Origin of the sequence: Halobacillus mangrovi, assembly GCF_002097535.1 — a bacterium.
Taxonomy (GTDB): domain Bacteria; phylum Bacillota; class Bacilli; order Bacillales; family Halobacillaceae; genus Halobacillus; species Halobacillus mangrovi_A.
The window spans coordinates 2,200,816-2,221,034 of sequence record NZ_CP020772.1 but is presented as its reverse complement, the minus strand read 5'-3'; the positions used below and the strand labels follow the sequence as shown (position 1 = coordinate 2,221,034).

Below are 20,219 nucleotides of genomic sequence, written 5' to 3'. Positions count from 1 at the left end.
TTACTCCCCCCTCTCCTTTTCTTTCAAAAGTTCTATCGCCTGCAGGACTAGATCCTTCCGGTGTTCGGGTATTGAATCTCCTTTAATATCTTCATAAAAAGAGTGGAATAAATCTTGATGGGATAATTTTTGCCGCTCCTTGACTTTATGAAGCTCTTCGTAAGAATTGTTAGTCGCTGTCCTTCTTCGCTCAAGATGGAGAATATTTGGATATACTTTTCGAAGTTTTCCCATCGGATCTATCAATTGACCATCATCCAATAAGCGAACATGAAGGTAATTATGTGGATCCGCGGCTGCATCTCCACCTAGCAGCTCTTCAAAGTAACCTTCAACCATTTCAAAGTCACGTTCAGGCACCAGTGGGGTTTTATTTATTTGACATGATCCGTTTGCCTCTAATTCGACCATAGTGACAGATTTGTTATGGTTTGCTTCTGAGAAAGAATATTTTAATATCGAGCCGCTGTAGCGAATGTGATCTGCGGTCACCCTTTGAGCCTGATGTAGATGACCAAGCGCCACATACGAAAAGTCTTCGAATAACCGTGCATCAATATAAGGGCTTCCACCGATCATAGAAAGGCGCTCTTCTGATTCCGTTTCCATGCCCCCGGCCAAAAATGAATGTCCAATCCATACGTGACGCTCGTCCATGTCAAATCTTTCTTTAATGTCCTCGATCAATCTCTCAGCTGCTTGCTGATGAGAACGTATAGAGGAATCATCAAAGACATGAGCAACTTCTGCGGGTTCGACATATGGAATCAAGTGAAAATGAACGGGCCCCTCTTCATCGTAAAGAGTTACAGGTTCCCTATCAGGTTTAATTTTCGTATCCAGGAACAAACCCTGTCGGCGGAACAGATCAGTTCCAAACTGCAGCCGGTCGGGGCTGTCGTGATTTCCTGATATAGCAAGGACGGGGATATTAAAATCGTTAATAAATTTTGTCAACGTCTTATTAAGAAGATCAACCGCCTGTTTAGGAGGAATCGAACGGTCATAAAGGTCCCCTGCGATAATAATCACATCCGGTTCTTCTTTTTCTACGATTTGAATGAACTGATCTAAAATAAATTGCTGGTCTTCGGTCATGTGCACGTAATTGACGATTTTTCCTAAATGCCAATCCGCTGTATGTAAAATTCGCATACAGGCTCTCTCCCCTTAACAATATAGTTATTCTTCATCCAGTTTGTAAGTTTCATATAGTCGGTCAAATACCGAGAGCGCGTTTGGGAACGGAATGTTCCACTCCAGATAGCGGCTGATTTCATCATAGGATTTCGCTTGTTTTGGAAAGCTATGGTCTTCAAACATCCAATCAGCTAATCTTTTTTCATCATCATTTTTCCGATTTCCACGGTAACGCATCATATAATGGTAAAAGGATCTCATAGTTTGCTCCTCCTGAGTTTATTCTAATTCTGTTTTATCACGTATTCATAGTTTCGGCAAAAGAATTGATAAAGACGATCGCGGGAACCCCTCGGACAAGGTGATATTAGGTTGATATAAAAAAGAATCCCCTTTATGAGGATTCTTCTTGTTCCTAATCATTCTCCATAAATTCCTGATGGTTCTTCATCTTCTTTCTGAACACAATTCTTGATAAGACAATGCTAATCTCATACAAGACGATGAGGGGGATGGCCACTACAATCTGAAGGATAAAATCGGGAGGAGAAATGATCGTCCCGATAATGATCAGAATAAAATAAGCATACTTCCTCACCTTTACTAGGAACATAGGATTCACGATCCCAAGGCTAGTTAAAAACATCGTAAGAATTGGAATTTCAAAAAGTACGGCAAATGGAATGGTGACTCTGAATAAAAACTTGAAGTACCTTTCCACTGTGTAGATTTCATTAAACATCCCATCATTCAACGAAAGTAAAAAGGGGAGAATCATTTGAATAAAAACAACGTACCCAAACGCCAGCCCGCCCAAAAATAAGAGAAAGATTGCTGGAATGTAGGCTAAAGATACCTTTCTTTCTTTGGGTGTTAGCGCCGGTTTTATAAACAGCCATACTTGCAGGCATAAAACTGGCAACGTACCGGCAATGGCTACAATACTTGCAATGGTAAAGAAAATCCAAATGATCTCGCCTGGACTTGTCATATTCAATTCAAACGGCAGTTCCTCGACGAAGAAATCTTGAATGGTTCTTACATTCAAAAAACCAACGACAAAAAATGCGACAAAGAATACGAGTGTCCATATGATCCTTTTTCTCAATTCACTTAAATGATCAGTAAAGTTCATTTCTATATCTTTGGTTACTTTTTCATCTGACAAAATGCTCCACCTCCAGGCTCCATACAGCCTGCAAAAAAGAAGATGTAAGAGGGAGCCCCCTTACACCTCTCTATATTATTCGTCGTTAGACTTTTTCTTCGTATCATCGTCTGACATGATATCTCCAGTCGCTTTTTTAAACTCTTTTAATGAGCTTCCAAAAGCTTTCCCGATTTCCGGCAGTTTGGAAGGACCGAAAATAACTAAAGCGATAATCAAAATCAAGATGAGACCGGGTACACCAATGTTTGATAACATGGTTCATCACTCCATTATTTTTTCACTTCTGGCTTCTCTTCTTTAACATCATCGGTTAGATCGCGTGCTGAACTTTTGAATTCTTTCAAAGTCTGCCCAGCAGCTTTTCCGATTTCTGGAAGCTTCTTAGGCCCAAAAATGACGAGAGCAATCGTCAAAATTAAGATGAGACCCGGAATTCCAATGCTTGACAGCATGTACTTCACCGCCTTTTGTCACTAGCTATTTAAGTTAAGGTTGTACATTCTTCTCAACTTCATGAACATGAAGTGGAATCGATAAGTATTTTCAATTTCATGATATCATTTTCTAAACGAAATGTCTTGATTACGCTAGATTTTTTGCGATTTCCTTTGCCTTTTGATAATCATCAGGGGTGTTCATATTGAAAAAATGGAGATCTAGGTCACTTGTACGAAGGTCACCAAAATCTTCAACGTAGTATGTGTGCACCCTATCTAATAATTTCCCAACTTTTCGATCCCCTCTTTCTAACAGAGAGACAAGTTCAGGATAGACACTTTTATGATAAAGCCCTGATAAAGGCTGAAAACGTCCATTATAGATGGGAATAATGGCCTGTCTCTGATCATTAATAAAGTTTGTTAAATACTGATAGACAGCTTTTTTAATGAAAGGAGTGTCGCAGGCAGAAACAATGAACCATTCTTCTTTTCTTATTTCCATAACTGCCTGTAGTCCTCCGAGCGGTCCAGCATTTTCATACACATCAGAAATCGTGGGTAACTGTACATCTAAGCTATCTTTTTTGTTTAACACCACCTTAGATGTCAGACTGTACAATTCTCTGATCACTCGTTCCTCTACGGTCGAATTCCCAAGAGAGAGACTCGCCTTATCGGTACCCATTCGAGTTGAACCTCCTCCTGCAAGCACCGCTGCACAGTACTCACTTATGAGTTTCATGAGTGAACACGATCATACGTACGGAAGTAATAATCATAAGGATTCTTATCATCCATCTTCCCTTTCGTTTCAGAGATCAGCTTCCACTCGCTCTCATCATACTCTGGGAAATGGGTATCCCCTTCAAAAGCATGATCAATGTAGGTCAAATACATGCGGTCTGCATAAGGGAGCATCTTTTCGAACAGAACACTGCCTCCAATAACGAACCACTCTTTATCTGGCTGATTTTTTTCCAACTGGAGGATTTCGTTGATGGAGTGGATGACTTTGCAGCCTTCACGGTTGTACTCACGGTTGCTCGTTATGACGATGTGCTCCCTTTCAGGAAGCGGTTTTCCGAAGGATTCGAAAGTTTTTCGCCCCATAATAATTGTCTTCCCCCAGGTCATATCTTTAAAGAATTTAAAATCATTGGGTATATGCCAAGGAAGATCGTTCTCTTTTCCTATTAATCGGTTTTTGTCCATTGCAAAAATGAATGAGATCATCGTTTATCACCTCGAGTATGTTATACGGCTACAGGGGCTTTGATTCCTGGATGCGGTTCATAGCCTTCTATCTTAATATCTTCCATTTCAAAATCAAATACACTCACAATTTCCTTGTTTAAAGAAAGAGTTGGCAATCCTTTAGGCTGTCTAGATAGCTGTTTATTAATTTGTTCTACATGATTCGTATAAATATGAGCGTCTCCTAGAGTATGGATGAACTCTCCAGGTTCCAGTTCGCACTCGTGAGCAATCAAGTGCGTTAACAAAGCGTAACTGGCTATGTTGAATGGAACGCCGAGGAAGATGTCTCCACTTCTCTGGTAAAGCTGGCATGAAAGCTTTCCGTCTGCAACATAGAATTGAAACATCGTATGACATGGCGGTAAGGCCATATTTGAAGGCACGTCTTCAGGGTTCCAAGCGGTTACAATATGTCTTCTGGAATCAGGGTTGTTCTTAATACCATCAATAACCTTTTTTAATTGATCAATGGTTTCTCCCTGAGATGTCTTCCAATCACGCCACTGTTTCCCATAAACAGCACCGAGATTGCCATATTTCTCAGCAAAATCTTCTTCTGTCAAAATTCGCTCTTTAAAGGAACGCATTTGCTCATCATAGCGCTCTTTAAATACTTCATCCGTTTGGCTTCTCCTTCCAAAATCAGTCATATCAGGACCTTCATATTCCTCGCTCTCTACCCAGCTCTGGAAAGCCCACTCGTTCCAAATATTATTGTTATGCTTTAGCAAGTAGCGGATATTTGTATCCCCTTTGATAAACCAAAGCAGTTCACTAGCAATCAGCCGGAAAGGGATCCGTTTTGTCGTTAATAGAGGAAAGCCTTCCTGCAAGTTAAATCTCATCTGATGTCCAAAAACGGATAACGTCCCCGTCCCTGTCCGATCACTTTTTTCTGTACCTTCCTTCATGACATGACGGCATAAGTCCAAATAAGCTTGCTCATTCTTTAACATGCTCCACATCCTCCTGATATCCTTCATCGTTGTATGTTCGTCTCTTGATGAAATTGCTCTAGAAACTCAAGCATAAACTGATGTCTTTGTTCTGCTTCTTGCCTTCCAGCGTCTGTATTCATAAGGCTAGAAAGCTTTAATAATTTATCATAAAAATGTTGGATCGAATTTGCTGTTTGTTGATGATCACTCAAAATCATCTGGCCTCTTGACCCACCATAGGCAAACGTTCGCGCAATACCTATAGCTCCCATAGCATCAAGACGATCGGCATCCTGAACAATCTGACCTGGCAAAGAGTATGGAACTTGACCTTTTCTAAAGGACACCCTATCCATTACCGATCGAATTTCATCAGTGGTTTCTTTCGTAAAACCAAGTTCTATTAATAAGCTGGTTAACTTTTCTTTTGCATGTTTTGGATAGTCAAATAGCTTCGGATCACCAATATCATGCACCCAGCCCATCACTTCACAAAGAAATGGATCCGCTCCTTCCTTACGCGCCAGCTTCCTTGACCATTGTGCCACTCTTTTCATATGACCATAATCATGACCGCTAGGATCTGTGCCAAAGTGTGAGTTTACGTATGATTGTATTGTCGATAACGCTTTCTTTTGATCCATGCAACCTCCTAAAATTGAAACAAATCCATCTGCCTAGGATTCAGGTCCTCATATTGTATATTAAGTATTTTCATCATTTGTTTCGCGTTATCAGCAGCATCGCCACCAGAATTGTTGTTGAAGAGCATTGTGATGGATGGTGTTTTTTCCTTCAGCTCTTTGATCCGGTCTGCCCATTCTATGAGCTCTTCATCATTGTATCGATATAAAAAGCGAACTTTTCGCCAATCTTTGCGCCCATTTTTATTCCACCCATGTACGTTTCTACCATGAAATCGAACCAGTGTCTTTTCATGATGCGTCGGTTCTAGTATACGAGGCACAGAACCCTCTCCTGCTTGTGGTTCATCACAGATGGCATGGATCCAATTTTGTTCTCTCATAAAGGCCAGGGTCTGTTCATAATAAGAAGGCTGAAACCACGTTCGATTCCTAAACTCGAGCGCAAGGGGATAATCATCCATCCATTCACGGATCAATCGAAGCTTCTGAATATGTTGTTTTCTTACATCAAACCAAGGAGGAAACTGAAACAAGAGTGCGTCAAGCTTTCCTGCTTCAACGACTGGCTGGATTGACTCTTCATAACGCTTTACCAGATCCTTTGCTTCCTGAACTGTCCTTGATTCACGATCGTGACCGGTCAGCTGACTAAAAGCTTTGACCACAAATTTAAAGGATTTCGGAGTCTGCTGCACCCATTTTTCATAGTGCGTAACAGGCTGAATAGCATAAAAAGCCGTGTCCACTTCGACAACAGGAAAGTGCGAAGCATACTCGGATAGCTTGTTTGCCGGCTTAGTCTGATCTGTGTATAACGAAGCATGATCGCCCCATCCAGTCAATCCAATAGTAATGCCCACGCTGCATCCTCCTTCCACTATGTATTACTGCCATTTTAGCAAAAAAGAGACCCTCTGCACAGGATCATGCAAGAGGGCGTACCTATTAGAACAATCCTTTAATCACCCCGGACTCTGTAACGTCCATTTTGAGAGCTGCCGGTTTTTTTGGCAAACCAGGCATTGTCATAACATCCCCAGTAAGAACAACGACGAATCCAGCTCCTGCAGAAACGTGGAGCTCTTTGACAGAGATTTTGAAACCACCTGGCCGTCCAAGTTTGGTGGGGTCGTCTGAAAGAGAATATTGAGTTTTAGCCATACACACAGGTAAACCACTGAAGCCAAGTTCATCCATTTGCTTCAATTGTTTTTCTGCTTTTGATGAGAATTCAACTCCGTCCGCTCCGTAGACATTTTGAGCAATTTTGTTAATTTTTTCGTCGAGAGAATCCTTTAATTCATAAGTATAATTCAGAGAACCTGATTTCTCCTCACACAAACGGACAACTTCTTCTGCCAACTCAAGACCACCGCTGCCGCCTTTAGAAAACACATCAGCGAGCGCAGCAGGTGCCCCTTGCTTTTCACACCAATTCATTAAAAATTCGACTTCAGCTTCCGTATCTGCCGGAAAGCGATTTACGGCAACGACAAATGGTAGGTTGAACCCCTCTATTGTCTCCATATGTTTTTTAAGGTTTTCTACCCCTTTTTCCAACGCTGCCACATTCTCAGTTTCAAGTTCCTTTTTATTAACTCCGCCATGCATTTTAAGTGCTCGAATTGTAGCTACGATTACGACTGCATCAGGTTCGAATTCCCCTGCACGCGTCTTAATATCAAGGAATTTCTCTGCGCCCAGATCTGCACCAAAGCCAGATTCAGTAACAACATATTCTCCGAGCTTTGCAGCAATTTTCGTAGCGATCACACTATTGCATCCATGAGCAATGTTTGCAAAAGGCCCTCCATGAATAATCGCCGGGGTATTTTCCAAAGTTTGAACTAAGTTTGGCTTGATGGCGTCTTTAAGTAAGAGCGTGAGCGCCCCTTCAACTCCCAGCTGTTTTACAGTTACGGGCTGTTTCCCATACGTGTAGCCGATTACAACCTTAGCAAGGCGTTCCTTCAGGTCTTCGAGATCATTCGCTAAACATAAAATGGCCATAATCTCTGAAGCAACCGTAATCTTAAACCCATCTTCACGTGGTACTCCTCTTGCTGGTCCACCGAGTCCTACGACAACCTGTCTCAATGCCCTGTCGTTTATGTCCAGCACACGTTTCCATTCAACGCGTCGTGGGTCTATATTCAGTTCATTGCCCTGATGGATGTGATTATCAATAAATGCCGACAATGCATTGTTAGCGGCAGTAATGGCGTGAATATCTCCAGTAAAATGCAAGTTGATTTCATCCATAGGAACGACTTGGGAGTAACCACCTCCTGCCGCTCCTCCTTTAATGCCCATAGTAGGTCCGAGAGAAGGTTCCCTAAGTGCAATAATCGCTTTTTTGTTCAAGTGGTTCAGTGCTTGTCCTAAACCGACTGTAACCGTTGATTTCCCTTCACCAGCGGGAGTCGGATTAATAGAAGTTGTTAAAATGATCTTTCCGTTTGGACGATCAGATAATCTTTTCAGTAATTTGTCTGATAGTTTAGCTTTATAATGACCATAAGGCTCCCAATCACTTTCCGTAAGCTCCAATTGGCCTGCAATTTCTCGAATAGGCTTCATGTCTGCAGCAAGCGCAATTTCAATATCAGATTTCATTTCATCATTCCTCCCTTTAAACGCTTTCTTTCCTTATTGTAACCTACTCTCTATGAACTGAAGATAAAAAAGAAAAAAATTCTCCATAATGATGATTGAGAATATTGCGATGATTTAGGAAACACACAAAAAAATATGGATAATTTATTGACGCTCTACTTTTGATACGATATATTATGATTAAGCAAATAAGTCGATCGGAATCATAAATGACAGGTAGTTCCCATAGAAGTGCTTCGGAATTTAGATTCCAGCGTTTTATGGGGTTTTTTTATGGGATTGATGGACTATTTGTAATTTTCCACGCACGTCGTGCAAGTTTTTTAGGAGGAATCATATTATGCAAAACGGTACAGTAAAATGGTTCAACGCAGAAAAAGGTTATGGCTTCATTCAAGTTGAAGGCGGAAATGACGTTTTCGTTCACTTCTCTGCTATTCAAGAAGAAGGCTTCAAGTCTCTTGAAGAAGGACAAGAAGTATCTTTTGAAATCGTAGAAGGCGACCGTGGCCCTCAAGCGGCTAACGTTGTAAAACAATAAATTAGAAAGCGGCAACCGTTTATGGTTGCCGCTTTTTTCATCTCTATTGTATCTACAAGGTCAGTCTTAGAAGGCAATGTTAAAATTACAACCAAACCTTATTACCTCATACTTACTCTTCTCCTCTTGAAATCACCCCTGCATCTACGTATAATATACGCTTGGTTTAAAAAGCCCGCGGTTCGTAAACTCCCGCGATACCAAAACTAAGGAGGATGTAAGAATGAGCAATGAATGGTTATGGATTTTATTCGCCATTATTAATTTTACTTTATTACTGAGCGTCTATAGAATTTTCGGTAAACCTGGTCTGTTTGTATGGATTGGAATGTCAACGGTTATAGCGAACGTTCAAGTCGTTAAAACGGTTGAACTCTTTGGACTGAATGCAACATTAGGAAATATTCTTTACGGAACGGCATTTCTAGCCACAGATATACTCAATGAAAAGTATGGAAAGAAAGATGCCCAGAAAGCCGTTTGGATGGGTTTTACCACTCTAATTGTATTAACAATACTTATGCAGATGGCTATTTTATTTACACCTGGTGAAAATGATATCGCTCAGTCTGCTTTCACTACAATTTTTGGAGTCGGTGCCCGCATTGCTATCGGCAGTCTAGTTGCCTATATTATCAGTCAATATTTTGATGTATGGCTTTACGCAAGATTAAAGGGTATGTTTTCAGGTTCCCGAACACTTTGGGTTAGAAACAACGGAAGTACGATGATCAGTCAATTATTAGACAGTGCTATATTCTGTGTCATTGCTTTTTACGGAATTTATCCTATAGAAGTTTGGCTGGAGATATTCCTGACAACTTACATTATCAAGTTTATTGTGGCAGCATTAGACACCCCGTTCCTTTATATAGCTAGAAGATTCAAAACCGAGGAATGAAAGGAGCTGACTTAACTTGATTGAAGTTTATACTGATGCTGCAGCAAGTGGAGATCCAGGTCCCAGTGCAGCAGGAATTATTATTAAAAAAGGGCAATCATTAAGTGAATACACCTTTTACCTTGGTGAAAAAACAAATCATGAAGCTGAGTTTTTAGCTGTCATTAAAGCACTTGAAGTATGTGTGGATTTGTTTCCTGGTGAAATCATATCTGTCCGTTCTGATGCTAAAATCGTCGTAGATACGATGGAAAAGAACTTCACAAAAAACGAGCAGTTCCGGCCAATGTTTGAAAAAATTTTGATATTGCAGGAACGCTTTCCGTACGTTTTCTATAAATGGATCCCCGAAAAAAATAACAAAAATGCAGATCGCCTTGCCCGGGAAGCTTTGCAGAATTATACAAAACCCAGATGATGAGGATCATCTGGGTTATTTATGTAATGGCCTTTTAGAGTAAAAGCCTCGTTTTTCCAATGAACGATAGGCTTCTCCCTTCGTCTTCACTTCGGGCTTAGCTATATGTTCCAATACACTGATAAAAAAGCTTGGATCAAATTTATGCTGAAACTTCAATGTTACTTTAACCGCAATAATGGCTTTCCACTGGGCCGCATTTGTAGAATTCTTCCCAAAATATATAAACCGTACATCTTCATCACTAAGCTTGAACCCTTTAGACCATAAATCTTCTAGAAAATAAGCCAACGCATGATTATTTTTCATAGTCCGCTCCTTACCTATCATCTTCAAAACACTTCTTTAAGCTTATCATGAATTTTTTTTGTTTCCCAAAGCTTAAATCATCCACTCTTCAAGGTTAAATCGCCACTATTCGACGAATATCGCCATTTTTCATCATTATAACAAAAATAAAATCAGGTGAAATTCACCTGACGGAAATTGTTTGTTCATATGTTTTTCGTTTATGAGGAAGAGAACGTTTCGTATTCCCCATTAATAAATGCAGTACCGATTGTGCAGGAACTGAGCCTACCTTTGCGAGAATCCAAACCATTAAACTGCTGTACACAGCCACAATCAATAATATGATAAGGACCATCTTGTTCTCACCCTTCTAAGTGATAATGATTTTCATTTCTATTTAGAAGTATAGCAGACTCCTTTTACAGAAGCAATAGATCGTCAGAAAATTTAAATTCTCTCCTGCAAAGCCTTCTCTTCAGCTGGAATCCTAACTGTCAACACCATTAAATGAAGGAACGGAAAGATCAACGCAGTTAAGTAGGCGTGGAACAGGACAGGAATGACGATTAACTCAAAAAATACAATGACATAATTAGGGTGTTTGATCACACGGTATAGTCCTTTACTAATTGGTTCTTCATCCGGCAATACTAAAATTCTCGTATTCCACCTTCTTCCGAGTGTCGCAATACACCAAATACGCAAAATCTGCAATATAAAAAAAGCAGATAGTGCTGGATAGAATAATGGATTCCATTGAAATGGAGTCAAATAAAATTCGAGCCCTATTGAAACAAAAAATAAGCTGTGGAGCACAATAAACAGAAAATAATGATTCTCTCCTACTTCTCGTGCTCCTCGTTCAAGCATCCAACGCCGGTTTGATCTAGCAATAACGAGTTCCCCAACCCTTTGGAGAACAAGGAATAAGTATAATGCAATGAGTAATATTTCCATCTAGTTCCACTCCAAAGAAACAATTTCAGAACTGAAGCCAGGTCCTAACGATGTCATCACTGATTTCGTTCCCTTCTCCGGTTCTGTCAACATCGCTTCATGTAAGACAAAATGAACAGTTGGTGACGACATATTTCCGTGGTTACGTAAAACGGTTTTTGAGATTTCCAACGTTTCATTTGGTAATCCAAAGATTTCTTGATACCCCTCCAACACTTTTCTTCCACCGGGATGAGCTATGATGAACGGCAGCTCTTTTGCTTCCACTCTTATTTCTTTTAACACGTCTGCCATATGGACACTCCAAAAATCTTTAACCAGCCGTGGAATACTTTTATTAAAGATGACTTCAAAACCATTATCAACGACTTTCCACCCCATAACATCCGTACTGTTCGGCTTTATCCTAGAACTAGAAGAGTAGACATTCAAAAGAGAAGACTGACTCAGGCCTTTTATTGGAGAGTTGTCTCCTGCCATCAATACAGCTGAAGCTCCATCGCCAAATAGAGCAGTGCCAACAAAATTGCTTACTCTTGAATCATCGTGTTGAAACGTCAAGCTGCATAACTCTACACAAATGATCAAGACATTCTCTTCGGGATGACCAAGTAAATACTCATAAGCTTTAGCAACGCCACTTGTACCGCCAGCACATCCAAGCCCGAAGATCGGTGTCCTTTTGACGGATTCTTTAAGCTTCAACTCATTAATGAGATACGCATCAATCGTAGGTGTTGAGATTCCAGTAGAAGAAATGAAAATGACGTGATCGATCATAGAAGGCTGAACTTTTCCACTTAAAAATCTTTCATCTGAAAGGCAGTTTTCTACTGCAGATTTTGCATACTGAATCGCTTTCTCATGATAAACCTTGTTTCGTTCAGCTAGCCCATGCTCCTCTTTAAACCAATCTAGTTCCATTGCAAATTGGCGTTCATTGATATCTGCATTTTCAAAGATAGGAAGCAGTCGGTTTATTTCATGAGGCTTAAGAGGAAAAAGTTCTTTGACTATGTCCTGGATGTCCGCTTGAGCGTAGTTATGGTCGGCTAACTGTATGCCTGTTGAGAGAATGTATGGCATGCGTCTCCCTCCTTTTCTTCTATTGTGGGCAAAATCAGTGGAATTATGAGTGGTAAGCGCTCTAACAACTCACAAAAAACGGACGTTCGTCTAAACGTCCGCTGCTTAATTATTCAAAATCCATAAATCGTCATACCGCCATCTACGAACAGCGTCTGGCCGGTCATGTAGTTTCCGGCGTCAGATGCTAAAAAGACGGCAGCTCCTGATAATTCCTCTAATTTACCAATTCGGTTCAAAGGAGTGCGCTCTAAGATTGATTGGACATAGTCTTCATTTTGAAGGAGTTCTTCTGTTAGAGCTGTTGGAAAGTACCAGGGCCCAATCGCATTGACGTTAATCTGGTATTTTCCCCATTCAAGTGCCAGGTTTTTGGTCATTTGGATAAGGGCACTTTTGGTCATAGCATAAACAACCCCAGTACGCAGAGCTGTATGACCTCCGACAGAAGAGATATTTATGATCTTCCCTTCCTTTTTCTCTTTCATTACTCTCCCTGCATACTGAGATAGAAAGAAGGCGCTTTTCATATTTGTAGATACAATTTGATCCCATTCTTCCTCACTGACTTTTTCTGCTTCACTCCTTATGTTCATTCCGGCATTATTCACCCAAACATCTATATGTCTATTTCCTCTAAGTTCTTCCACTTCATTTATGATATTCTCGTATTCATTGATGTCCAGACAGATGGTATTCGCCTGTCGTCCAAGTTCCTCTACTTCCTGCTTTGTTTTCTCTAAATCATTTTCGTTTCTGGCGATGATGATGACATCAGCCCCTGATTCGGCAAATGCTAACGTGATTGCCTTTCCTATTCCTTTTGTTCCCCCGGTAATAACGGCTAATTTTTTATCTAGTCTAAAGCTTGGCAAGAACATAGAAAACCTCCTGTTGATGGTGATGGATTGAATTTTCAGTATAGTATAACATTTTTGCAAATTATTTACATATTTAACCGGCTCCATTAAACTTTAATTTGTCATACAAAAAGGGGGTCTTTTTACATGAAAAAATGGTTATTGGCTTTAGGTCTGACAAGTGCACTAGTTATAGCTGGGTGCAACGGTGGTTCCGGAGAAGAAGAAGGCAATGCTGAATCTGACAGCCAGACTGAAGAGAAGGATCAAGGTAATGATGAGCAAGCTATAAAGAAAGAATTGCTAAATGCTCAGATGAATTTAAAAGATACGTTTAAAGAATATCAAGCTAAAATTGCAGCTTATGAAGGAGCGGTTTCTGCAGAGGAACCAGACGTTGAGGCTATTAAAACAGCAGGTGAAGAAGCCCTGACTGAAGCTCAAGAAGCAGCAGAAGAAGCAGCAAACTATACGGTTGAAGCTGATTTGTCTGAAGATATTAAATCTCAATTCCAGGAAGCTGTAACTACATCATTAAAAGCTTATTATGAAGAAGTTGCTTCCGCTTTAGAGGGGAATGTTGAAGAAGCAGACCTTTCAACTGCAGATGAAAAATTTACTGAGTTCAACGATAAACTCGGTACAATTTATGAAGAAGTAGGTTTACTGACTCCAAATATGAAAGATGAGCTTTCATAATATAAAAAATCCCAACAGAATCTTGCTGTTGGGATTTTTTTATTTATTATTGGATTCGATTTAAGAACTGTTTCGTTCTTACTTCTTTTGTCTGATTAAATACTTGATGAGGTGTTCCTTCTTCTATTATATTTCCATGGTCCATAAAAACGACCTTATCTGCAACCTCTTCAGCAAAGCTCATTTCATGGGTAACGACGACCATTGTCATTCCCTCTCTGGCCAGTTCCTTCATAACATCCAGTACGTCTCCTACCAATTCAGGGTCGAGGGCTGACGTTGGTTCATCAAATAAAATGACTTCTGCTCCCGTCGCGAGTGCTCTTGCAATTCCTACCCGCTGCTGCTGACCGCCAGATAACTGGTGAGGGTATGCTTCCAGTTTATTACCGAGACCGACTTTGGTGAGTATTTCAGCAGCTCGTTCCCTTGCTGCTTCTTTACGTACCTTCTGAACCGTAACAGGGCCCTCCATGACGTTTTCCATAGCAGTAAAATGAGGAAAAAGATTATGGTTTTGAAAGACCATCCCCGTTTGTTTCCTGAACTGAATCAGCGACTTCTTTGATATAGGTTGAGTAAAGTCTAGTTGTTGATCGCCAATCTTAATCTTACCTTCTTCGGGCTTCTCCAAAACATTCAGGGTTCTCAAGAAAGTTGTCTTCCCTGATCCTGAAGGGCCAATCACTACAACAACCTCACCTTTTTGTACATCCAAGTCAATATCTTTTAATACGTGTAATGAACCAAAATGTTTATTTATATTCCTAGCCTTAATCATCAAATCTCTCCTAAGTTGATACATAACGTTCCAATCTTGTTTCTACACGGTCTTGTACAAACGACAAACCGACGCAAATGATCCAATAAATCGCAGCGGCTTCTGTATAGACGAGCAGAAATTCGTAATTCTGTGATGCGATTTCTTGAGCCTGACGGAATAGTTCGCCGTATGTGATAGTTGAGGCGAGGGAAGTGTCCTTAATGAGCCCAATAAATGAGTTAGATAACGGTGGAATCGATACTCGAGTCGCCTGCGGAAAAACGACCCGTCTCAAAGATTGTAAATACGTCATCCCTATGGATTGGGAAGCTTCCCATTGTCCTTTAGGTATAGATAAGATAGCTGCTCGGATAATTTCTGAATTATAAGCACCCATATTAAGGGAAAATCCAATGATTGCAGATATTAACGGGTTGATCGTTACACCTACAGACGGAAGTCCGTAGAAGATAATATACAATTGTACAAGCAGCGGCGTACCACGAATAATCGAAACATACACTCTGGCTATTCCTTGGAAAAGCTTTATACCAGAAATTCTCATCATTGCCGTTATGATTGCTAGTACAAGCCCAATGGCAAATGAGATTAGTGTAAGCGGAATTGTATAATAGAAAGCCCCTTTCACCAAAGGGAGAAAAGAGCTGACTAAAATGTCGATATATTTTTCCTGCATGGCGCTGTCGGTGAAAATATTACTTAGAAACATCTTCACCAAACCACTTCTGAGAGATTTCCACGTATGTTCCGTCTTCTTTCATTTCATTTAAGGCTTGATTGACTGCTTCTACTAACTCGTCATTGCCTTGTCTGAACAATAATCCACTTTTAGACGCTTCATCCTGCCTAGCGGCAATTTTAACAGGTGCATCTGGACGTTGTTTTTTAAAGTCAAGTACCGATAATCGGTCGTTCACGGTCGCTTCAACACGTTTTGAGCTAAGTAATTGCATTGACTCATTAAAACCTTCAACGCTCGTAATGTCTGCCCCGTTTTCTTTGGCAATCTTAGCGAAATTACTTGTCATAGACTGGGCAGTCTTCACGCCAGATAAATCGTCAAAACTCGTAATGCTCTCGTTGTCTTCATGAGTTACAATCACAGCCGAAGATTGGATATATGGCTCTGAGAAAGAGTATTTCTCTTGACGCTCAGGGGTAATTCCTACCTGGTTAGCAACCATATCGAAACGTTCAGAGTTTAATCCAGCAAACATAGAGTCCCATTTGGTTTCTTTAAATACAGGTTCAACTCCAAGTCGTTTGGCTACTTCCCTTGCAATTTCTACGTCGAAGCCTGTCAATTCGTCCTGTTCATTATGGAAGGTGTATGGCGGGTAAGTGCCTTCTGTGCCAATCAACAATTCACCTTTTGCTTTTATATTTTCGAGCAGATTTTCCGAAGACTTTGCTGCATCCTCACTGCTTCCTTCTGTCGCTTGCGGTTCCTCTGATTCATTGCTTCCACAAGCGGATAAGACAACGGCCAGTACTAGAAGAACTAACCCATAAAATATACGTTTCATTTCTATTCCCCCTAAAACCAAGTAAAATGATATGTTTTATTGCCTTTTGATGTTATAAGAGAATTAAACAAATGTCAATTATTTTAACGTATAAATGCTTAATCTCCTCAGGAGGCCTGACTAGCATAAAACAACCGCTAGATTGGATGGGTTTTTTATACTCAACTGATTAACCTATGACAGAATGGTTAGGAGCTAGAGCAAAATGCAGCCTTGTACCTTTATTACTTCATAGAAAACAAAAAAAGCCGGGATTTTATCCCGACTTAATTACTTTAAAATTGGTAAATTTTCTTATACTTTTCTGTTAAGTATTGGATGATATAATCGGGGTTCAACCCTTCCCCGGTCACATCATTTAATATTTCTAGGGGCTTCTTCATTTTCCCAAATTGATGGATATTCTTTGTCAACCATTGCTGTATCTTTTCTAAATCTCCAGCACGAATGAAGGCTTCAATATCCAAGTCGTTTTTCATTTGGTAAGCAAATTGAGCAGCATACATGTAGCCCAATGCATAAGAAGGGAAATAACCAAAGTCTCCCCCCGACCAATGGATATCCTGCAGTACACCTTCAGCGTCGTTAGCAGGTCTAACACCAAGATATTCTTCCATCTTCTCATTCCATAGTTGAGGCAGGTCTTTCACTTCAATCTCTCCTCCAATCAATGCCTTTTCAAGTTCATAACGGACCATAATGTGGAGGCAGTAAGTAAGTTCATCCGCTTCAATTCGAATTAAAGAGGGCTTTACTTCGTTAATCGCTCTATAAAAATCATCCATTGGAAGGTCTTTAAAGCTCTCCGGTGCAAAGGATTTGAAGAGGTCGTAATGGTTCTCCCAAAATGCTTCATTTCTAGAGATAAAGTTTTCCCAGAAAAGTGATTGGGATTCGTGAATTCCCATTGAAGTTCCAGTCGCTAACGGGGTGAAAGCTAGCTTAGGGTCGATGTTTTGTTCATACAATGCATGACCGCCTTCATGGATCGTACCGAAAACGGCCGTACGGAAGTCACTTTCATCATACTTTGTCGTCACCCTTACATCGTTCATATTCAAACCAATAGCAAATGGATGGACCGTTTCATCCAATCGGCCTGCTTCGAAGTCATAACCCATACGCTTCAATATTTCCAAACTGAATTTTTCCTGCATTTCCTTAGGAAATTGTCCTTTGAGCACAGAGGGATCAGGCTGATTAGGAGCCGATTGGATTTTCCCGAGCAGTTCTGTCAAAGCTTGTCTTACTTGAGGGAATACACGATCAATCACTTCAACAGTTACTCCAGGCTCGTAGTTATGAAGTAAAGCATCATAACGGTGGTTTTCATAGCCCCAATAATCAGCAAAGCGTCTGTTATATTCAACAAGCTTTTCTAAGTATGGTCGGAAACTTTCAAAATCATTATTCTCTTTTGCTTCTGCCCACATAGATTCTGCTTTTGACTGCAAGGTGACATACTCGCGATATTCCTTAGTTGGAATCTTTGCTGTTTTATCGTACGCTTCTTCTGCTTCTTCCAATGATTTCTGCACGACTGGATTGGTTACTTTCCCTTTAAGCTCATCTATGTACGATTTCATTTCATCTGAGGTTTGAATCTCATGAACTTTTTGAGAGAGAACGCCTAAGACCTCTGAACGGTTATCGATACCTTTTTTTGGTGCCTTTGTCCTCATATCCCAGGCCATTAATCCGATTGCTTCCCCATAGGATGCTTGCTCTTTCAATAACGCCATAAACTTTTGCTCGGTGGTTTGACTCATTCCTATCTCCCCTTCTTTATGATCTATTATACCTTATCAATTATATTGGCTAAGGGCTATTTTTATTAAAAGGACTTTAAAGCTTCGGGAGTCTTTCTAAGCCATTAAGGTGAAAACAGAATATTTGTACACAAGAACGGAAAAACTAGCATCGTTATGACATTTTAAGGATGTGATTGGTTGTTCAAATATTACCTTAAGCAGTTTAAAAGAGTAAACAAATTTAAATACTGGAAGTTCATGGATAAAATAAAATTCATCGGTATTTCAAACATCATTGGTCTAGCTTTATTAAGTGTAATCCCTTCAATAAATTATTTGACTTTTTTAATTACATTTGGAATATTTATGTCCATCGGTTATATCATATTCCTCACCATTGAGCTATTATTTTCAAAGACTGTCATTAGGAGAAAAAGCAGGATAGCTAGTACAAAAGGATATCTACTTAATGAAGTAGATAAAATGAATGCAGACCAATTTGAAGAATTGCTCCTGCACCTGTTCAAGCACCAGGGGTATTACGCTAAACGAACTTCTGAATCACAAACATACAGAGCAGATTTACTTTTAAAAAAGGATTCACAATCGATTGATGTGCATGTAAAAAAGTGCTCAGATAAGCTATCACTACCTGATATAAACGAAATCATTGAAAAAAATGGTAATCCTGCCGAAAATAATAAATGGATCGTTACAAACAGTTATTTTACAAAAACAGCAAGAGTTCAAACTCAAAAGGATAAAGTAAAGCTTTTAGACAGAAATGATATAGTAGATATGCTAAACGACTACCATTTACATTCCATTCGGTTATGGAAGAAAGATAAAGAAACCTCAAAAACAGTCAGGGGTAAGTGATGACACTAAGAAAATCAGAAAAAATTAAAGACCAGCCCCCTTCTTTCATATTACTGGAATATAGAAGAGGCTGGTCTTATTCAATGTCATTTAATCAACAAAACTACAGCTCATTTATTTGCTGAAACTTTTGTTATTACTGAATTTGGTCTTTTTTGACTTACCAAAGTACTGGTAGTAATCGGTTTTGATGAATCCGTTGAACAGTTTGCGTTTTTTTGTTGCAGACTTTCCATATAGGCTCTCAAAACCTTCATGGGATGTCAGAATATACACACTCCATGATGGATGGTCTCTCATGATCGATCCGAGATCACGATACATCTGCTCGACTTCTTCACGTTCACCCATACGCTCTCCATAAGGTGGGTTAGAGACTAAATAACCGTTGTCCTGTTTTGGTTTAAAGTCGCTCATTTGCATCTGTTTCCATGAAATCAAGCCACCAAGGCCTGCTTCCATTGCATTGTTTTTAGCAATAGTAATCAAGTCTGGGTTTATATCAGAACCTGTAATATTTAAAGGCTGATCGTAGTTAGCAAAATCCTCTGCTTCCTGAAAAGCATCATCCCAAGCTTTTTGAGAGATAAATCCCCATTCTTCAGAGGCAAATTCTCTGTTGAAGCCTGGGGCAATGTTTTGACCAATTAGAGCAGCTTCAATCGCAATAGTGCCAGATCCACAAAATGGATCAACGAATGGTTGATCAGGATGCCAGTTCGTAATTTGCACTAACGCAGCAGCCAATGTTTCTTTAAGAGGAGCTTCCCCCTGTCCGACTCGATATCCCCGTTTGTGAAGCCCGCTTCCTGAGGTATCGATTGTGAGAAGGGCTTCATCTTTATGAAGAGCGATTTCAACACGATAAAAGGCTCCAGATTCTTTCAGCCAGGAAGCAACGCCATATTTCTGTTTCAGACGCTCGACTATAGCTTTTTTTACAATGGATTGACAGTCCGGTACACTATATAGTTTGGACTTGACTGATTTTCCTACTACAGGAAATTCCCCATCTTCAGCAATGAAATCCTCCCAGGGAAGAGCTTTTGTTTTTTCGAATAACTCGTCAAAAGTAGTTGCCTTAAAACGACCTGCAAGCAATTTTACGCGATCTGCTGTTCTGAGCCACAGATTAGCTCTAGGAATAGCAGACGGTTCAGCAGTAAAAACTACTCTCCCGTTTTCTACTTGTACATCTTCATAGCCAAGTGCCTTAACCTCTCTAGCGACAATAGCCTCAAGACCCATTGCAGCTGTTGCGATTAATGTAACCTTTTGAGTCATTTTATCCCTCCAAATCGATCGATATGTATCCAA

Annotated in this window: 25 protein-coding genes; 5 read left to right on the top strand and 20 right to left on the bottom strand. The window is 40.1% G+C overall.

What is annotated here, in order from left to right; translation table 11 throughout:
• From HM131_RS10885 to HM131_RS10835, 11 genes are all read right to left on the bottom strand, one after another.
• Complete coding sequence (locus tag HM131_RS10885; protein WP_085029787.1) at positions 1–1,155, bottom strand: exonuclease SbcCD subunit D; 1,155 nt, start codon at positions 1,153–1,155, stop codon at positions 1–3.
• Between the two features lie 27 nt (positions 1,156–1,182).
• Positions 1,183–1,401, bottom strand: a complete 219-nt coding sequence (locus tag HM131_RS10880) for a YozE family protein (RefSeq protein ID WP_085029786.1) — start codon at positions 1,399–1,401, stop codon at positions 1,183–1,185.
• 154 nt (positions 1,402–1,555) lie between these two features.
• Entirely contained in the window at positions 1,556–2,275 is a 720-nt protein-coding gene (tatC, locus tag HM131_RS10875) for a twin-arginine translocase subunit TatC (RefSeq protein WP_085031941.1), read from the bottom strand.
• Between the two features lie 108 nt (positions 2,276–2,383).
• Positions 2,384–2,566, bottom strand: coding sequence for a twin-arginine translocase TatA/TatE family subunit (tatA, locus tag HM131_RS10870; protein WP_085029785.1), 183 nt, complete (start codon positions 2,564–2,566; stop codon positions 2,384–2,386).
• A gap of 14 nt (positions 2,567–2,580) precedes the next feature.
• Positions 2,581–2,763 (bottom strand): twin-arginine translocase TatA/TatE family subunit, encoded by a 183-nt coding sequence (locus HM131_RS10865; RefSeq protein WP_085029784.1) that lies wholly within the window; start codon positions 2,761–2,763, stop codon positions 2,581–2,583.
• Between the two features lie 130 nt (positions 2,764–2,893).
• Positions 2,894–3,493 (bottom strand): molybdenum cofactor guanylyltransferase, encoded by a 600-nt coding sequence (gene mobA, locus HM131_RS10860; RefSeq protein ID WP_085029783.1) that lies wholly within the window; start codon positions 3,491–3,493, stop codon positions 2,894–2,896.
• Positions 3,490–3,984, bottom strand: a complete 495-nt coding sequence (locus HM131_RS10855; RefSeq protein WP_085029782.1) for a dihydrofolate reductase — start codon at positions 3,982–3,984, stop codon at positions 3,490–3,492. The genes mobA and HM131_RS10855 overlap by 4 nt, the downstream gene beginning before the upstream one ends.
• A 20-nt stretch (positions 3,985–4,004) precedes the next feature.
• Positions 4,005–4,964, bottom strand: coding sequence for a thymidylate synthase (locus tag HM131_RS10850; protein ID WP_085029781.1), 960 nt, complete (start codon positions 4,962–4,964; stop codon positions 4,005–4,007).
• Between the two features lie 23 nt (positions 4,965–4,987).
• A complete protein-coding gene (locus HM131_RS10845) occupies positions 4,988–5,590 on the bottom strand; it encodes an HD domain-containing protein (protein WP_085029780.1) in 603 nt (200 codons plus the stop codon).
• Positions 5,591–5,598: 8 nt separating this feature from the next.
• A complete protein-coding gene (locus tag HM131_RS10840) occupies positions 5,599–6,453 on the bottom strand; it encodes a DUF72 domain-containing protein (protein ID WP_085029779.1) in 855 nt (284 codons plus the stop codon).
• Between the two features lie 85 nt (positions 6,454–6,538).
• A complete protein-coding gene (locus tag HM131_RS10835) occupies positions 6,539–8,209 on the bottom strand; it encodes a formate--tetrahydrofolate ligase (protein ID WP_085029778.1) in 1,671 nt (556 codons plus the stop codon).
• Between the two features lie 340 nt (positions 8,210–8,549).
• Here HM131_RS10835 and cspD point away from each other — a divergent pair, with 340 nt between their 5' ends.
• From cspD to HM131_RS10820, 3 genes are all read left to right on the top strand, one after another.
• A complete protein-coding gene (gene cspD, locus HM131_RS10830) occupies positions 8,550–8,750 on the top strand; it encodes a cold-shock protein CspD (protein ID WP_085029777.1) in 201 nt (66 codons plus the stop codon).
• Between the two features lie 223 nt (positions 8,751–8,973).
• Positions 8,974–9,651: a queuosine precursor transporter gene (locus HM131_RS10825; protein WP_085029776.1), complete on the top strand. Its 678-nt coding sequence runs from the start codon at positions 8,974–8,976 to the stop codon at positions 9,649–9,651.
• Between the two features lie 16 nt (positions 9,652–9,667).
• A complete protein-coding gene (locus HM131_RS10820) occupies positions 9,668–10,069 on the top strand; it encodes a ribonuclease HI family protein (RefSeq protein ID WP_085029775.1) in 402 nt (133 codons plus the stop codon).
• A gap of 15 nt (positions 10,070–10,084) precedes the next feature.
• On the opposite strand, the gene HM131_RS10815 is transcribed toward HM131_RS10820, so the two are convergent.
• The 4 genes from HM131_RS10815 to HM131_RS10800 all read right to left on the bottom strand — a co-directional run bounded on the left by HM131_RS10815 (position 10,085) and on the right by HM131_RS10800 (position 13,284).
• Positions 10,085–10,378 (bottom strand): DUF6123 family protein, encoded by a 294-nt coding sequence (locus HM131_RS10815; RefSeq protein ID WP_085029774.1) that lies wholly within the window; start codon positions 10,376–10,378, stop codon positions 10,085–10,087.
• 429 nt (positions 10,379–10,807) lie between these two features.
• Positions 10,808–11,317, bottom strand: a complete 510-nt coding sequence (locus HM131_RS10810; protein ID WP_085029773.1) for an isoprenylcysteine carboxyl methyltransferase family protein — start codon at positions 11,315–11,317, stop codon at positions 10,808–10,810.
• On the bottom strand, positions 11,318–12,403 hold the full coding sequence (locus HM131_RS10805; protein WP_085029772.1) for a type III polyketide synthase: 1,086 nt from the start codon (positions 12,401–12,403) through the stop codon (positions 11,318–11,320).
• Between the two features lie 113 nt (positions 12,404–12,516).
• Entirely contained in the window at positions 12,517–13,284 is a 768-nt protein-coding gene (locus tag HM131_RS10800; protein ID WP_085029771.1) for an SDR family NAD(P)-dependent oxidoreductase, read from the bottom strand.
• Positions 13,285–13,410: 126 nt separating this feature from the next.
• Between HM131_RS10800 and HM131_RS10795 the strand changes: the two genes are divergently transcribed.
• Positions 13,411–13,962, top strand: a complete 552-nt coding sequence (locus HM131_RS10795) for a hypothetical protein (RefSeq protein ID WP_085029770.1) — start codon at positions 13,411–13,413, stop codon at positions 13,960–13,962.
• Positions 13,963–14,008: 46 nt separating this feature from the next.
• Here the strand turns inward: HM131_RS10795 and HM131_RS10790 are convergent, their stop codons facing one another.
• From HM131_RS10790 to HM131_RS10775, 4 genes are all read right to left on the bottom strand, one after another.
• Complete coding sequence (locus tag HM131_RS10790) at positions 14,009–14,743, bottom strand: amino acid ABC transporter ATP-binding protein (protein ID WP_085029769.1); 735 nt, start codon at positions 14,741–14,743, stop codon at positions 14,009–14,011.
• A gap of 10 nt (positions 14,744–14,753) precedes the next feature.
• The gene (locus tag HM131_RS10785; protein WP_085029768.1) at positions 14,754–15,455 is read right to left on the bottom strand and encodes an amino acid ABC transporter permease; all 702 of its coding nucleotides are present in this window, start codon (positions 15,453–15,455) and stop codon (positions 14,754–14,756) included.
• On the bottom strand, positions 15,442–16,272 hold the full coding sequence (locus tag HM131_RS10780) for an amino acid ABC transporter substrate-binding protein (protein WP_085029767.1): 831 nt from the start codon (positions 16,270–16,272) through the stop codon (positions 15,442–15,444). Before HM131_RS10780 ends, HM131_RS10785 begins: the two co-directional genes overlap by 14 nt.
• Positions 16,273–16,547: 275 nt before the next feature.
• Positions 16,548–18,041: a carboxypeptidase M32 gene (locus HM131_RS10775; protein WP_085029766.1), complete on the bottom strand. Its 1,494-nt coding sequence runs from the start codon at positions 18,039–18,041 to the stop codon at positions 16,548–16,550.
• Positions 18,042–18,221: 180 nt separating this feature from the next.
• Between HM131_RS10775 and HM131_RS10770 the strand changes: the two genes are divergently transcribed.
• Complete coding sequence (locus tag HM131_RS10770) at positions 18,222–18,902, top strand: restriction endonuclease (protein WP_085029765.1); 681 nt, start codon at positions 18,222–18,224, stop codon at positions 18,900–18,902.
• Positions 18,903–19,016: 114 nt separating this feature from the next.
• On the opposite strand, the gene HM131_RS10765 is transcribed toward HM131_RS10770, so the two are convergent.
• Positions 19,017–20,186: a THUMP domain-containing class I SAM-dependent RNA methyltransferase gene (locus tag HM131_RS10765; RefSeq protein WP_085029764.1), complete on the bottom strand. Its 1,170-nt coding sequence runs from the start codon at positions 20,184–20,186 to the stop codon at positions 19,017–19,019.
• Positions 20,187–20,219: the final 33 nt, after the last annotated feature.